The sequence below is a fragment of the Rosettibacter firmus genome, from assembly GCF_036860695.1.
Lineage (GTDB): Bacteria > Bacteroidota > Ignavibacteria > Ignavibacteriales > Melioribacteraceae > Rosettibacter > Rosettibacter firmus.
This window is the reverse complement of sequence record NZ_JAYKGJ010000005.1, coordinates 100,312-113,627: the sequence shown is the minus strand read 5'-3', so window position 1 is coordinate 113,627 and position 13,316 is coordinate 100,312. Positions and strand designations below refer to the sequence as shown.

Sequence of the window (13,316 nt, the reverse complement as noted above, 5' to 3'; positions counted from 1 at the left end):
TGGTCGGAGGTTCGAGTCCTCTCGGGGGTACTAAATCAATTCTAATTTATAATGGATAGCTGTCCGTCTAAAGACGGGGTTGGTTGGTGCTTCGAGTCCTCTCAGGCTTTAATAATCAACTTTATTTATTCCCAACCAACCTTGCAAATTATTAATTCAATTTAGAAAAAGTTATCGTTTCTTAATTCCAGAATTTCTTGAGATTCAGAGTATTAAAAAATTTATCCTTCCAAACCTTTATACATTTCTTCAATCAAATCTTTATATCTTTCTTCAATTACTTTTCTTCTAACTTTTAGTGATGGTGTAAGTTCACCAGTTTCAATACTAAATGGTTTATCAAGTATTGCAAATTTTCTAATTCTTTCAAAGTTGGCGAGTTTTTTCTGAAATTGATCAAGTTCTTTATCAAGTAATTCATAGATTTGTTTCATTTTCACCAGTTCTTCAACACTACTATATTGAATTCTATTTGCATCGGCATATTCTTTTAATGCTTCGAAGTCTGGCACAATAAGAGCAGTTATAAACATACGTCTATCACCAATGATAACAAATTGATCAATATACTTACTTGCAAGGAACATATTTTCAATTGGTGTAGGAGCAACATATTTACCTTGAGAAGTTTTAAATAAATGTTTCTTCCGATCTGTTATAATTAAAAATCCTTCTGCATCAAATACACCAATATCACCAGTATGAAGCCATCCATCTTTAATTGTTTCTTCGGTTTCTTTTTTATTTTTATAATAGCCTAACATAATGTTAGGACCCGATGCCAGAATTTCTCCATCTTTAGCAATTTTTATTTCTACTCCAGGCAAAGGTTTTCCAACTGTTCCAAACTTATAATCATTGAGACGATTAACAGCAATAACAGGAGATGATTCTGTTAATCCATAACCTTCTATAATGAGTATACCGGCAGCTTCAAAAAATAGTCCCAGTTCGCGAGATAAAGCAGCTCCGCCAGATATAAAAAATCTTATTCTTCCACCAGTTCTTTCTCTTAATTTCGATAGAACTAATTTATCGGCTAATTTATGTTTTAGTAAAAGAGAAATAGGAATCGGTTGACTGGATTTTTTTGCTAATTGATATTCTTTACCTGTTTCAATAGCCCAGTTAAAAATTTTTTGTTTTCTTTCAGATTGGCTTTCAACACTTCTTTTTATTTTAGAATACATTCTTTCAAATAATCTTGGCACTGCTGTTACAATTGTAGGTTTTATTTCCAATAAATTATTTGCTATTTTTTCAATTGATTCTGCATATGCAATTGTACCCCCACAAGAAAAAGCAGTATAATATCCGGCCATTCTTTCGAAAATATGACACAAAGGTAAGAATGAAAGGAATATATCATTTTCGTCAATATAAAATACTTCGTGAGCAGCTTTTATATTAGATACTATATTTCGATGAGTAAGCATTACACCTTTCGGTTCGCCAGTAGTACCGGAAGTATAAATAATTGTGCATAAATCTGTTTCTCTGCATATCTCACTTTGTTCTTTAAAATAATTTGGATTCTCTTTTCTAAATTCTCTTCCTTTAGCTTGGATTTCACTAAAAGCATATACATCCTTATCATTAGTCTTATCATTATTATTCATTACAATAATAAATTTTAGATATTTACAATTACTTCTGACTTTAAGAATTTTATTCAGATGAAATTTATTTGAAACAATTACACCTATTGATTCTGAATTATTTAGTATGTATTCGATAGTTTCTGAAGTAGATATTGGATAAATTGGAACATCGACAGCACCCAATCCTAAAATTGCCATATCAGAGTAAACCCATTCAGGACGATTTTCTGAAATAATAGCAACCTTATGATCTCTTTTCACACCTATAGATGCAAGACCACATGCAAAATTAACTGTTTCATCGTATAGCTGATCATATGTTATACCAACCCACTTATCATCTACTTTATGTTTAAGAACAGGTCTTTCTTTTCCTTTGCCAAATTCGGTTGTAATAAAATTAAAAAGTTCTGGAATTGTCTTAAAATCTTTCAGTACTGGCATTATTACCTCCTAAATTTTAGAACAAGATAATTTTAGTATTTTCAAAAAGCAACAACAAATTTTACAATTAGACTAATTGATTTGCTTTATTTTTACTATACTTACATTTCAAAATTATAATCATTTTATGAAAATATTAAGAAAATTATATGATTGGGTCCTGCACTGGGCTAATACACCATATGGACCTACAGCATTGTTTGTACTTTCTTTTGCAGAAGCCTCTTTTTTCCCTATACCACCTGATGCATTATTAATTGCACTTGTTCTTGGTTCACAAAAAAAAGCTTTTAAATTTGCATTCATATGTACAGTAGCATCAGTTACAGGTGCACTTGCTGGTTATGGAATAGGTCATTTTTTGTGGTGGACAATTGATCATCAATTTTCTCCTGTAGCAGATTTTTTCTTTTCAAATGTTCCAGGTTTTACTCATAAATTATTTTATGATGTAAAGAAGCTTTATGATGAATGGAATTTCTGGATAATATTTACCGCAGGTTTTACTCCTATTCCATACAAAGTTTTTACAGTAACCGGAGGTGCATTCGAAATAAATATATTAATGTTTGTAATAGCTTCAATTATTAGTCGAGCCGGGAGATTTTTTATTGTAGCTGCTTTAATATGGAAATATGGAGAACAAATTAAAACCTTCATAGATAAATACTTTAACTGGCTTGCTTTTGCTTTTACAGCATTATTAATTGGTGGATTTGCTGTAATAAAATATTTAATCTAACTGTGCTAATATTTTACCATCTACAACTGGAGTTACACAAATTAAAGGATTTTGGGGGACATTAAATCTTTCAAATATCTCTTCAAATAGTTGAAATTGCATTCCTTGCGATTCAAGTTTTGAGAACTTTCGATAAGACATAAATTCCCCTTTTCGATTTCTTGGGGCTTCAAAATAATATGCTTTTGTAAAATCATTTATTGCATTTTGCTTCAGGAATTTAATTTTATATTCATCGTTTCCTTCTATGTCATATGATATAGCCTTAAAAGCCACAACATTATTATTCTCGATAATTAAATAGATATTTAGAATTGTCTCGGTCATGCTATACTCATTAGTATATTGTTGATAATTCTAAACTAAATTCAGATCGAATATATCATCAATAATTTCATGATAATAGACAAGTTTAATTAATTCTTTTAATGCTTCAATTTCATTATCAGTCAATTCAAAATAAATTGAACCTAAATTTTCCTTGATAAATGATTTTACATTATCAGAATAATTTAGAGGTTGAAGAATATTATCAATATTATCTTCAATTTTTGCATCAACTTCTGTGAAAAGATTATTAAAATATTCCAGAGAATTTCTATTCTGAGAAGCAAATAAAAAGTTAACATAAGGCAAACTGATAAGGTCAGAAATTTCATCAGCAAAACTTATTCCGTGATGAACATCCCACAAAGTAAAATTTTCATCGCCACTTACAACATAATCATTTCCTGGACTGATTTTATTTGATGTATCAAGGGTTATCTCTGGATAGATTGAATATCTTTCTGCAAATAAAATTTTAGTCAATATAATTTCATTGATAGATACATCAGCTCTAATAAAAATTTTATTAATGCTTTTTTCATTTTCTGTAAAATATAAATATGCATAAGATAAAAGACCATCGAAAGAAAAACTGAATTTTGAAGAAATAAAAAATTCATTGTGATTAATAAGTTCGAGCGAGGGAATAAGTGCAATGGAAGATTCATCTCTAAGAAGTTGATTAGCTAAAAGAGCTGTTTCTTTTTTTAATATATTAATCTCTTCGCTTTTCGGAATAATAGATTCAAAAATTGAAGAATAGATATTATTTGGTAAATAAATATTCATAATACAAATAAAAAAAGCCGCCAGTATTTAGCGGCTTTACTCCATTATGTTTGGTTTTTATCTTTAATCTTAGCAGCTTTTCCAGAAAGCTTACGCAAATAAAACAATTTTGCTCTTCGAACTTTACCTTCTCGTAATACTTCTATTTTAGCAATCTTAGGGGAATGATAAGGGAAAATTCTTTCAACACCAACACCACTGGATATTTTTCTGACTGTAAAAGTTTTGCTTAAACCAGTACCTCTGATGTTTATAACATCACCTTCAAAAGGTTGAATTCTTTCTTTATCCCCTTCAATAACTCTAACATGTACACGAATATGATCTCCAGGTTTAAATGAAGGTAAGTCGGTTCGTAGTTGAGATTCTGTTATTTCTTTGATTTTATCCATTGTTACTCCAGATTATTTATCTTCTTCCATTTTTCTGTTAAAATTTTTGATTGTTCTTCTTTCCATTCTTTAATTTTTTTTTGATGACCTGAAAGCAAAACTTCAGGTACTTTTAAACCTTTATATTCAGCAGGACGAGTAAAATATGGTGCTTCAATATAATTTCCATCAATTAAAGAATCATTTAAAGCAGATTCACTATCGTTAAGAACTCCAGGTATTAATCTAACAACAGAGTCAATAATCACCAGAGCAGGAATTTCTCCTCCTGTTAATATATAATTTCCAATTGATATTTCATCAGTTGCAAATTTTTGCCGAACTCTATCATCAATACCTTTATAATGTCCTGCTAGAATCATTATATTCTGAGCAAGAGAATATCTTTTAGCCATTTCCTGGTCATAAAACTTACCACCAGGTGTAAGAAAAATTATATGGTCATACTTACGTTCATTCAAAAGTTTTTCAATACATTCAAAGAACGGTTCGGGTTTTAATAACATTCCCGGTCCACCACCAAAAGGTTTATCATCTATTTGTTTATGTTTATCATAAGCATAATCTCTTAAATTATGCACATAAATTTCAACTTTCTTCTTATCCTGTGCTCGTTTAATTATACTAGTATTTAAAGGACTATTAAAAAAATCTGGCACAGCAGATATAACATCAATCCTCATCATAAAGCAAATCGCAATCTTCTACTAATTCTAATCTTTTTTCTTTAGGATCAAAACTCTTTATGTAATCTTTTACTGCAGGTATTAAAATTTCTCTACCTTCTAAATCTTTGATCACATAAACATCATTTGATTTAAGAACAATAACATCTTTTAAATAACCAAGTAACTTACCATTTCTATAAACTTCGCTATCAATCAAATCATGTATAAAATAGGTATCGTTATCTAATTTAACAGCATTTTCAATATCAACATAAATATTTTTATTTATCAACAGTGCAGCATCTTCGTAATTATCAAAACCTTTTATTTTGAGCACAACATTATTATCGATTATATCTGCTTTTTCAACAATAAATTCTTTTGAGTTTCCAAAAAACTCTATATAGACAGTTTTCAAATTAAAAAACCTGTCATTGAAATCACTATACGAATCTACTAAAACAAATCCTTCATTATTAAAGACTGATCTTACAACAGCAATTAATATTAAATCTTTCACTTGACAAAAAATCAATCCAGAATTTTTAGTATAGCTCTTTTCCCTTCTTTAGCTGCAATAGCAGTAAGAAGAGTTCTCATTGCTTGAGCTGTTTTACCTTGTTTTCCAATAACTTTACCAACATCTTCCGCACCTACTTTAAGTGTAAGTTCGATTGTTTTTTCATCGGGTTTTGCTTCCTCAATTGAAACATTCCCCGGATTATCAACAAGGTGTTTTGCAATAAATTCAATAAATTCCTTCATGAGAATACCTATAATTAAATGACTAAGGGTACCTATTTAATGCTTTGCTATAATTAGCTTCTTCGGAAGCAGTACCCTATACTTCCGCTGCACTGTTTTCTTCTGTTGACTTATCTTCTGCTTTTTCAGATTGTTTTTTTGACTTTGTTTTTTCTGCTTTCTTTAATTTTTCAGCAATTTGTGCTTCTTTTAACTTTTTCCATTCTTCCATTCTAATAGCTATCTGTTCTTCAGAAAGTCCGCGTTTCATTAAATCTCTTTTCAATAAAATTCCTTTTTGAGAAAGTAAACTTCTTACGGTTTGTGTTGGTTGAGCTCCAACACCTAACCAGTATAATGCTCTATCTTCTTTTATTTCGATAGTAGCTGGTTCTGTTTTAGGATTATATAATCCAATTGCTTCAATAAACTTACCATCTCTTGGCGAACGAGCATCTGCAGCTACTACTTTGTATACAGGCTGTTTTTTCTTTCCCATTCTTTTCAGTCTTAACTTAACTGCCAATTTATTTATTCCTCCTTTATAGTTTTTAAAATATTAATTCATTTTAAAATTTTTCAGATTCATTATTCCAGCTTTACCCGATTTTGAATTTAACATTTTTATCATTTGTTGCATTTGATTAAATTGTTTTATTAATCTATTTACATCCTGAATTGAATTCCCGCTACCTCGAGCAATTCTTTTTCTCCTGCTACCATTTAATATTTTAGGATTTCTTCTTTCTTCTTTTGTCATAGATTGAATTATGGCTTCTACTTTTACCAATTGTTTGTCGTCTATATCTGCATTTTTAAGAGCAGAACCCACACCCGGTATTAAAGATAAAAGTGATTTTAAAGAACCCATTTTTTTTATCATTTTAATCTGCTTTAAGAAATCTTCAAAGTCAAATTTATTGGCTAATAATTTTTTTTCCAGTTCTTCTGCTTCTTTTTCATCTACCTGCTGTTGAGCTTTTTCAACCAATGTAACAATATCACCTTTACCCAGAATTCTGGAAGCCAATCTATCAGGATAAAAAATTTCAATCGAATCAAGTTTTTCACCAACGCTTATAAATTTAATCGGTCTGTCAACTACTGCTTTAATTGAAAGTACACATCCACCTTTTGCATCACCATCGAGTTTTGTAACAACGATACCATCGAAATCTACTTTTTCATGAAATGCTTTAGCCGAGTTAACAGCATCCTGCCCTGTCATTGAATCAACAACAAATAATGTTTCCGTTGGGTTCACTTTTGCTTTAATTGCAGCGGCTTCTTCCATCATTTCGTCATCAACATGAAGTCTTCCAGCAGTATCAATAATTATTGTATCAAGTTTATTTATTTTAGCATAGTTCAGTGATTCGCAGGCTATCTTTATCGGATCTGTGCTATCATCAATTGAAAAAACAGGTACGTTTATTTGAGAACCTAAAACTTTCAATTGATTAATTGCAGCAGGCCGATAAACATCTGCAGCTACTAAAAGAACATTTCTTTTTCGCTCTTTTAAGTACTTGGCTAATTTAGCACTGAAAGTTGTTTTTCCACATCCCTGTAATCCGATTAACATTATTACTGTTATGCCAGAAGGATTTAGTTTAAGTTCAGCACCACTTCCGCCAAGTAGCTTTGTTAATTCATCATAAATTATTTTAGTTATAAGCTGTCCAGGAGTTACAGAAAGTAATACTTCTTTTCCCAGAGCTTTAGCTTTTACATCTTCAATAAATTGTTTAGCTACTTTATAATTAACGTCAGCATCTAAAAGAACACGCCTTATCTCTCGCAGGGTATCAGAAATATTTTCTTCGGTTAGTTTACCCTGACCTGTAATTTTTTTTAGAGTTCTTTCTAATTTCTCTGTTAAATCTTCAAGCATAATATCCTATGAAAAGATAATAAAAAGGAAATTCATTTCAAAAATCTATAGATTAGCTTTCTTTCAGTGCATTCGCTCCGGTTACAATTTCAATTATTTCTTTGGTAATGGTAGCCTGTCTTACTTTATTATAATTTAACTGTAGTATGCGAATAAGTTCTTTTGCATTTTCTGTTGCCATATCCATTGCAGTCATTCTAGCACCAAGTTCAGCAGCATAAGATTCAAGTAAAACTTTCCACATTTGAGCATTCAGATGTTTTGGTAATAGAAAATTAATAATCTCAGTTTTATTAGGTTCATATATAAATTCAGGCACTATTCTTTCATCATAATCTTCTTTAGCAAAAGATTTAATTGGTAAAAATTGCTCTACTACAGTTTTCTGTTGTATAATTGAACGAAATTCATTGTAAACCAGCAAAACTTTATCAACTTTTCCATTTAAAAATTTATGCATTAACTCTTTGACTATACCGGAAGCGAATTCAAATTTTAAGTGGGAGAAGATTCCCTGGTGGGTTCCAGTTATAATATATTTTTTTCTTGAGAAGTAGTCATAACCTTTCTTACCAACACAATAAAGAAAAATTTTTCCATTATCATATAATTCTTTATAGTCTTTTTGAATTAATTCTTCTACCTGTCTTATAACATTTACATTAAAACTACCACATAGACCTCTATCTGACGTAACAACAACAATTATTACATTATTAATCTCTCGTTCTTTAATTAAAGGGTTATTAATATTCTTTTCAACATTTAGCAAATGAGATAAAACTTCGGCAATTTTTCGAGAATAGGGTCTTGCATTTATAATATTATCCTGTGCACGACGCAATCTTGCTGCAGCCACCATTTTCATGGCTTTAGTAATTTTCTGAGTGCTTTTAACACCAACGATTCTTCTTTTAATATCTCTTAAGGTTGCCATTAATTTTATTAACTTTTCTTAAACTTTTCTAAAAATTCACTAGCAGCTTTTTTAAGAAGTTGAATTGTATCATCACGTAATTCTTTTGTCGATCTTATATTTTCATAAATTTCAGGATATTTTAATTCAACATATTCATGAAATTCTTTTTCAAATCTCTTAACATCTTTAATATCAATTGTTTCGAGATAATCATTTGTACCAATAAAAACACTAACAATTTGTTTCTCAACAGGAATTGGTGAATACTGTCCCTGTTTTAACAATTCAACAAGTCGAGCTCCTTTGGCAAGAGTTCTTTGAGTTGCTTTATCAAGATCAGAACCAAATTTGGCAAAAGCTTCAAGTTCTCGGTATTGAGCTAAATCTAATTTTAATGAACCAGCAACTTTCTTCATTGCTTTAATTTGTGCATTGCCTCCTACACGAGAAACAGATATACCAACATTAATAGCGGGACGAACGCCTGCATTAAATAAGTTCGGTTCAAGATAAATTTGACCATCTGTAATAGAAATAACATTTGTTGGAATATAAGCTGAAACATCTCCCTGCTGTGTTTCTATAATAGGAAGTGCAGTTAAACTTCCGCCGCCTTCTTCGTCACTCAATTTTGATGCACGTTCCAGCAAGCGTGAGTGCAAATAGAAAACATCGCCAGGATATGCCTCTCTTCCTGGTGGTCTTCTCAAAAGTAATGATAATTCGCGATATGCAGCTGCCTGCTTTGATAAATCATCATAAACTACAAGAGCATGTTTTCCATTATCTCTAAAATATTCACCTAATGTTGCTCCAGCATAAGGTGCAATGTATTGAAGTGGAGCTGGGGAAGAAGCAGGAGCAGAGATAACTGTTGTATATTCCATGGCTCCATATTCTTCGAGCTTAGCAACAACCTGAGCAACTGTTGAATTCTTTTGGCCTATTGCAACATAAATACAATATACAGGTTTAATTCCATATTTTTTAGCTTCTTCTGTATGTGTATATTTTTGATTAATAATTGTATCTATTGCAATTGCAGTCTTACCTGTTTGTCTATCTCCAATTATTAATTCTCTCTGTCCTCTTCCTATAGGAATCATTGCATCAATTGCTGTAATACCAGTTTGCAGTGGTTCTTTAACAGGTTGACGTTGAATAACACCAAGTGCTTTTCTTTCAATAGGAGAGTACTTTTCAAATTGTATATTCCCTTTTCCATCCAGCGGTTGACCGAGTGGATCTACAACTCTTCCCAGCAATCCTTCTCCTACAGGGAAAGATGCAACTCGTTTTGTTCTTTTTACAATATCACCTTCTTTAATCAAAGTACTTTCACCAAACAACACGCAACCTACGTTATCTTCTTCCAGGTTAAGAACCATTCCCATTACACCATTAGGAAACTCTACAAGCTCGCTAGCCATTACTTTCGTTAAACCATATACACGAGCAATTCCATCACCAACCTGTAATACTGTACCAACATCATAAACATCCACTTCGTTATCAAAACCAGCAAGCTGTTTTCTTAATATTGCAGAAACTTCGTCAGGTCTAATTTCTATCATTTTTTTCATCCTAATTGTTCGTAATACTTATATCTTCAGAAAACTTTATTCTTAATCTTTCTAATTGATGAATAAGGGAAGCATCAATTATTGTATCGCGAAATTTTATAATATAACCACCTACTATATCTGGATTGACACTAAATTTAGCAACAACTTTTTTATTTTCTCTTTTTTCTAATTTAGAAATTATTTCATTTTTTAGATTATCATCTAATTCAACTGAAGAAACAACTTCTGCTCTTAAAATTCCTTTTTTATTATCGATAAGGTTCAAGAATTCATTCATAATTTCCATCAATATATCTTCTCTGTTCTTATCAACAATGAAGTTTAAAAAGTCCTTCATTGCAGAACTAATATTATTAAATACAGCAAATAAAATTTCTTTTTTCTTATCGGTTTTAAGAACAGGATTTTTGAGTAAAGAACGTAATTCTTTCGAATTATACAATGTTGAATAAATCAACTCTGCATCTTCAGCCAAAGTATCTAAAATATTTTTTTCTTCAGCAAGTTGAAATAATGAATTAGCGTAACGATATGATATTCTAAAAACACTCATAATTAATTTTTAGAAAGATCTTCTAAATATCTTGAAACTATTTTCAATTGCTTTTCTTTATCAAGATTTTCTCTCAATATTTTTTCGGAAGCACTAATTGCAATATCAGCAATTTGCTCTTTTAATTTCTGGAATGCTTCGGCATTTTTTCTTTCTATTTCTTTCTGAGCATCTGCAATCATTTTCTTAGCCTGATTTTTACTTTCTTCGAGAATTTGCGATTTTAATTTTTCTGCATATTCTCTTCCCTGATCAATAATTTTCTGTGCTTCTGCTTCTGCTTTTTGAAGATTAGCTTTATTTTCTGCAATTAATCTTTCTGCTTCTTTTCTAGCATTTTCAGCTTTTTCAAGTGATTCTCTAATTAAATTTTCTCTTTCATTAAGGGATTTTAATATTGGTTTCCATGCCAATTTCGATAGAATCAGTATCAGAAAAAACACAGTAACTATAGTCCATAATATCAATCCAGGATTAACATCAAGTGGACTCCCTGATGATTCACCACTACTAAGTAAAATAACAAAAAGCAAATTGCCGAAATTCATAAATCTACTCCCTATTTTGAAAGAGAATAATTAACTCATTATTTCAATGCTAAAAGAATACAAATAACCAGAGCGAACAAAGAAATACCTTCAATTAAAGCAGCAGCTATAATCATTGAGGTTCTAATTTCTCCTGCAGCTTCTGGTTGACGGCCACTTGCTTCCATAGCTGCACTAGCTAATTTACCAATTCCAAATGCACCGCCAATAACAGTAAGTGCTGCACCAATACCAGCTGCTAAATAAACAAATTCCATTGATATCCTCCTTTTTATTTTAATGTTCTTGATGATATGCCATCCCAATAAACAAAGAAGATAGCATTGTAAATATATATGCTTGAATTAAAGCTACTAAAACTTCGAGTAAATAAATAAACAAAGCAAATGCTATTGAAACAGGAACTACAAAATAAGTTCTTAAAATAAAAATCAAACCTAATAATGCTAAAATCACAATATGACCTGCAGTCATATTAGCAAAAAGACGGATAGCCAGAGCAAATGGTTTAGTAAACAAACCAAGTATTTCAACCAAAAACATAATGGGGGTAAGCCACCATGGTATTCCATGTGGAATTAAACCTTTGAAGTAACCTATCAATCCATTTTTCATTATACCGCCAATCTGGATTACTAAAAATGATATCCCTGCCAGTGTTGCAGTTACTGCAATATTACTTGTGGATGTAGCTGCATAAGGTAATAATCCTAAAAAGTTGCAGGTTAAAATGAAAAAGAAAACTGTTAGTAAATATGGTAAGAATTTATCGTAACCTGAACCTATTGTAGGTTTAGCAATTTCGTCTCGCACGAAAATGATTAATACTTCTACCAAATTTGTAATTCCCTTTGGGACCAAAGATTTTTTATAAGAGTTTGATACTTTGATAAAAGTAATTATCAAAATTAGAGCAGCAATCCACATAAAAACAACGTGCTTGGTAATTGAAATATCAAACCCAAATAAATGAATTTCCGGAAGATGAATTATACCAAATGGTGTTAAATCTAATTCTTTTGAATCAAGAATATGATGCATTATCCAGCCAGTATCCTGGCTACCAGTATGCGAGGTTTGCAAAGTATCAACTACAGTTGTGCTATCGGATAACATCTTTATGTTTACCGTAAGATTTCCTTGATAAAGTGCTTATTACTATATACAATTCATTAATTAATAACAAAAAATACATTATAAAAAAAGCAAATATAAATCTATATTCATCAACTTTCAAGAATTTTACTACTATAAAAATCAAAACAAGCATGATAATTATCCTGATTACCATTCCTCCAAGATTAATTAAAAAAAAGCTTGAGTTATCTCTAATTGAAATTTTAAATAATATTAAAAATAAAATATAATTGATGACAGCAATTATCATTGCAAAAAGAATAGATCTGAATTGCAATTCTGTTATGATATTTGAGTAATATAAATATAGAAGCAAAAAGAATAAAAAAGTAATAAATGCAGCAGATATTTTTATTTTTTTTGCCAAACTATTTTTTATTTAATTTTAGAACTGTCTTAATAAAATTATATACTGCCGCAAAGCAACCTAAAAAAGAAAATATTAACATTAGAATTGGACTGGTATTAAAAATATTATCAAGCCATCTTCCAATAAAAAACATTAATATTATTGTAGCAGCTAATTGAGTGCCTAATCCTAAATAAGGACCAAGGTTTCTATAAGTTTCTGCAATTTTATTGGGATATTTTTCAAAATTAATCATTTCCTTTCTGATTTAAAGGTTGTGTTCCATTCATCGAACTATGACCTTCAAAAATTGCCCCTTCTTCGATTATTAATGTTTTCGTAATTAAATCACCTTTAATTATAGATTTAGGTTCTAATTTTAATTTTTCTGAAGCATAAATTTTTCCTTCAACTTTACCATTTGTTGTAATATTTCGAGCTTTAATTTCTCCATAAATTTCAGATGTATCACCAATTGTTAAATTACCATTAATCGATAAATTTCCAACAACAATACCATCAATTCTTACATTTCCTTCACTTGTTAGATTGCCTTCAATTTTAACTCCACTACTAATAATACTTATTTCTTCTTCATGTAAATCTTTTTTAGAAGCCATGGT

At 30.4% G+C, this 13,316-nt stretch carries 18 protein-coding genes; 1 reads left to right on the top strand and 17 read right to left on the bottom strand.

What is annotated here, in order from left to right; translation table 11 throughout:
* Positions 1-221 precede the first annotated feature (221 nt).
* Positions 222-2,045 carry an AMP-dependent synthetase/ligase gene (locus tag VJY38_RS13590; protein WP_353681270.1) on the bottom strand — a complete coding sequence of 608 codons (1,824 nt, stop codon included), beginning with the start codon at positions 2,043-2,045 and terminating at the stop codon, positions 222-224.
* Positions 2,046-2,172: 127 nt separating this feature from the next.
* On the opposite strand from VJY38_RS13590, the gene VJY38_RS13585 reads away from it, so the two are divergent.
* Positions 2,173-2,787 carry a YqaA family protein gene (locus VJY38_RS13585; RefSeq protein ID WP_353681269.1) on the top strand — a complete coding sequence of 205 codons (615 nt, stop codon included), beginning with the start codon at positions 2,173-2,175 and terminating at the stop codon, positions 2,785-2,787.
* Here VJY38_RS13585 and VJY38_RS13580 read toward each other — a convergent pair.
* The 16 genes from VJY38_RS13580 to VJY38_RS13505 form a co-directional block, all read right to left on the bottom strand.
* On the bottom strand, positions 2,779-3,114 hold the full coding sequence (locus VJY38_RS13580; protein WP_353681268.1) for a hypothetical protein: 336 nt from the start codon (positions 3,112-3,114) through the stop codon (positions 2,779-2,781). The two genes, VJY38_RS13585 and VJY38_RS13580, sit on opposite strands and share 9 nt — an antisense overlap.
* 30 nt (positions 3,115-3,144) lie before the next feature.
* Positions 3,145-3,903 (bottom strand): hypothetical protein, encoded by a 759-nt coding sequence (locus VJY38_RS13575; protein WP_353681267.1) that lies wholly within the window; start codon positions 3,901-3,903, stop codon positions 3,145-3,147.
* Between the two features lie 44 nt (positions 3,904-3,947).
* Positions 3,948-4,295 (bottom strand): 50S ribosomal protein L19, encoded by a 348-nt coding sequence (gene rplS / locus VJY38_RS13570; protein ID WP_353681266.1) that lies wholly within the window; start codon positions 4,293-4,295, stop codon positions 3,948-3,950.
* 2 nt (positions 4,296-4,297) lie between these two features.
* Entirely contained in the window at positions 4,298-4,981 is a 684-nt protein-coding gene (gene trmD / locus VJY38_RS13565) for a tRNA (guanosine(37)-N1)-methyltransferase TrmD (protein ID WP_353681265.1), read from the bottom strand.
* Positions 4,968-5,483, bottom strand: coding sequence for a ribosome maturation factor RimM (gene rimM / locus VJY38_RS13560; RefSeq protein WP_353681264.1), 516 nt, complete (start codon positions 5,481-5,483; stop codon positions 4,968-4,970). The genes trmD and rimM overlap by 14 nt, the downstream gene beginning before the upstream one ends.
* A gap of 11 nt (positions 5,484-5,494) precedes the next feature.
* Entirely contained in the window at positions 5,495-5,728 is a 234-nt protein-coding gene (locus VJY38_RS13555; protein WP_353681263.1) for a KH domain-containing protein, read from the bottom strand.
* A gap of 76 nt (positions 5,729-5,804) precedes the next feature.
* Positions 5,805-6,233, bottom strand: coding sequence for a 30S ribosomal protein S16 (rpsP, locus tag VJY38_RS13550; RefSeq protein WP_353681262.1), 429 nt, complete (start codon positions 6,231-6,233; stop codon positions 5,805-5,807).
* A gap of 33 nt (positions 6,234-6,266) precedes the next feature.
* Positions 6,267-7,601, bottom strand: a complete 1,335-nt coding sequence (gene ffh, locus VJY38_RS13545; protein ID WP_353681261.1) for a signal recognition particle protein — start codon at positions 7,599-7,601, stop codon at positions 6,267-6,269.
* A 52-nt stretch (positions 7,602-7,653) separates the two neighbouring features.
* Positions 7,654-8,538 (bottom strand): ATP synthase F1 subunit gamma, encoded by an 885-nt coding sequence (gene atpG, locus VJY38_RS13540; protein WP_353681260.1) that lies wholly within the window; start codon positions 8,536-8,538, stop codon positions 7,654-7,656.
* Positions 8,539-8,546: 8 nt separating this feature from the next.
* Positions 8,547-10,103 carry a F0F1 ATP synthase subunit alpha gene (atpA, locus tag VJY38_RS13535; protein WP_434968577.1) on the bottom strand — a complete coding sequence of 519 codons (1,557 nt, stop codon included), beginning with the start codon at positions 10,101-10,103 and terminating at the stop codon, positions 8,547-8,549.
* Between the two features lies 1 nt (position 10,104).
* A complete protein-coding gene (atpH, locus tag VJY38_RS13530) occupies positions 10,105-10,659 on the bottom strand; it encodes an ATP synthase F1 subunit delta (protein WP_353681258.1) in 555 nt (184 codons plus the stop codon).
* A 2-nt stretch (positions 10,660-10,661) separates the two neighbouring features.
* A complete protein-coding gene (gene atpF, locus VJY38_RS13525; RefSeq protein WP_353681257.1) occupies positions 10,662-11,207 on the bottom strand; it encodes a F0F1 ATP synthase subunit B in 546 nt (181 codons plus the stop codon).
* Between the two features lie 38 nt (positions 11,208-11,245).
* A complete protein-coding gene (gene atpE / locus VJY38_RS13520; RefSeq protein ID WP_353681256.1) occupies positions 11,246-11,464 on the bottom strand; it encodes an ATP synthase F0 subunit C in 219 nt (72 codons plus the stop codon).
* 19 nt (positions 11,465-11,483) lie between these two features.
* On the bottom strand, positions 11,484-12,323 hold the full coding sequence (gene atpB, locus VJY38_RS13515; protein WP_353681255.1) for a F0F1 ATP synthase subunit A: 840 nt from the start codon (positions 12,321-12,323) through the stop codon (positions 11,484-11,486).
* Between the two features lie 389 nt (positions 12,324-12,712).
* Complete coding sequence (locus VJY38_RS13510; protein WP_353681254.1) at positions 12,713-12,949, bottom strand: AtpZ/AtpI family protein; 237 nt, start codon at positions 12,947-12,949, stop codon at positions 12,713-12,715.
* Positions 12,942-13,313: a bactofilin family protein gene (locus VJY38_RS13505; protein ID WP_353681253.1), complete on the bottom strand. Its 372-nt coding sequence runs from the start codon at positions 13,311-13,313 to the stop codon at positions 12,942-12,944. Before VJY38_RS13505 ends, VJY38_RS13510 begins: the two co-directional genes overlap by 8 nt.
* Positions 13,314-13,316 lie beyond the last annotated feature (3 nt).